The organism is Cyclobacterium sp. (assembly GCF_014762705.1).
Lineage (GTDB): Bacteria > Bacteroidota > Bacteroidia > Cytophagales > Cyclobacteriaceae > Cyclobacterium.
Genome location: NZ_JABURL010000004.1, coordinates 1 through 2,074, shown reverse-complemented (window position 1 = coordinate 2,074; position 2,074 = coordinate 1). Strand labels below are relative to the sequence as shown.

1 rRNA gene is annotated in these 2,074 nt (G+C 53.2%); it reads left to right on the top strand.

The annotated features are described in order from the left end of the window. Positions 1-107: 107 nt before the first annotated feature. Positions 108-2,074: ribosomal RNA gene (locus tag HUJ21_RS00020) — 23S ribosomal RNA — on the top strand; the annotation flags it as partial.

Sequence of the window (2,074 nt, the reverse complement as noted above, 5' to 3'; positions counted from 1 at the left end):
GCAAAAAGTTCATTGACATGTTGAGCGGAAAATGCAATGTTGTACAAAGCAGTGATGTTTTGTACGACGAAAAGAACCCTGTGTGTTTGCAAAAGGGCACACGGGGAGTTCAAGTGAACAAGGGCGTACGGGGGATGCCTAGGCTCCAGGAGGCGAAGAAGGACGTGCCAAGCTGCGATAAGCTGTGGGGACCGGCACAGTCGGGTCGATCCACAGATTTCCGAATGGGGCAACCCACCCTGACTTGTCAGGGTATTCCCATCGCAAGATGGAGAAAGCGAACGCGGGGAACTGAAACATCTAATTACCCGCAGGAAGAGAAAACAAATAGTGATTCCGTCAGTAGCGGCGAGCGGACGCGGAATAGCCCAAACCGTATATGTTACGGCATATGCGGGGTTGTAGGACCTGCATGATCGAAATAAAACAGACCCGAACAGCCTGGGAAGGCAGACCGGAGAGGGTGAGAGTCCCTTAGGGGAATGTTTTATAGAGAGGCGGGAATCCTGAGTAGGCCGGGACGGGAGAAATCCCGGTTGAAACAGCCGGCACCATCCGGCAAGGCTAAATACTCCCTGGAGACCGATAGTGAACGAGTACCGTGAGGGAAAGGTGAAAAGTACCGTGAATAACGGGGTGAAAAGAACCTGAAACCGTGCGCCTACAAGCGGTCGGAGTCCTGACTTGTCAGGATGACGGCGTGCCTTTTGCATAATGAGCCTACGAGTTGCTCCTCACCGGCAAGGTTAACCGTGTAGACGCGGGGAGCCGCAGCGAAAGCGAGTCCGAACAGGGCGTTATAGTCGGTGGGGGCAGACGCGAAACTTAGTGATCTACCCATGGCCAGGTTGAAGCTCTGGTAAAACAGAGTGGAGGACCGAACCGATAAGCGTTGAAAAGCTTCCGGATGAGCTGTGGGTAGGGGTGAAAGGCCAATCAAACTGAGAAATAGCTCGTACTCCCCGAAATGTTTTTAGGAACAGCGTCGGGAATTGTATCGTGGAGGTAGAGCTACCGATAGGACTAGGGGGAGTCACATCCTACCAAATCCTGACGAACTCCGAATGCCACGCTACAGAACCGGCAGTGAGGGCTTGGGTGCTAAGGTCCAAGTCCGAGAGGGAAAGAACCCAGACCTACCGCTAAGGTCCCGAAATCCGCGCTAAGTTGAACAAAGGCGGTCCAGCTGCAGAGACAGCCAGGAGGTTAGCTTGGAAGCAGCTATTCCTTTAAAGAGTGCGTAACAGCTCACTGGTCGAGCGGCAGGGCGTCGATAATAATCGGGCATCAAGCGCGGTACCGAAGCGAAGGACTATATCCTGATTTATCGGGAGTATTGGTAGGGGAGCATTCCGGCGGCGGTGAATCCAATTGGCGATGATTGGTGGAGCTTCCGGAAAAGCAAATGTAGGCATAAGTAACGATAATGGATGGGAACAACATCCACACCGCAAGACCAAGGATTCCTGATCAACGCTAATCGGATCAGGGTCAGTCGGGACCTAAGGATAACCCGAAGGGGGATTCCGATGGCAAATGGGTTAATATTCCCATACCGCACATACAGGTGATGGGGTGACGGAGTGATGAAAAGGCCGCCCGGTGACGGAATACCGGGTTAAAGGGCGTAGGTATTGGAGGTGTAGTTAAATGCGCACCTTTAGCCGAACCTGATAGTACCGAGCGTCTTCGGACAATCGGATAGTGTCTGTAAGAACTTCCAAGAAAAACCTCTGGCGTTAAGCGTATGTGCGCCCGTACCGCAAACCGACACAGGTGGTCGGGGAGAGTATCCCAAGGTGCTCGAGTGAATCATGGCTAAGGAACTCGGCAAAATGGCCCTGTAACTTCGGGAGAAGGGGCGCTTCCTCCAGCGATGGAGAAGCCGCAGTGAAAAGGCCCAGGCGACTGTTTATCAAAAACACATGGCTTTGCGAAATCGAGAGATGAAGTATAAGGCCTGACACCTGCCCGGTGCCGGAAGGTTAAGGGGGGACGTTACTGCGCAAGTGGGAAGCGTTGAACCGAAGCCCCGGTAAACGGCGGCCGTAACTATAACGGTCCTAAGGTAGCG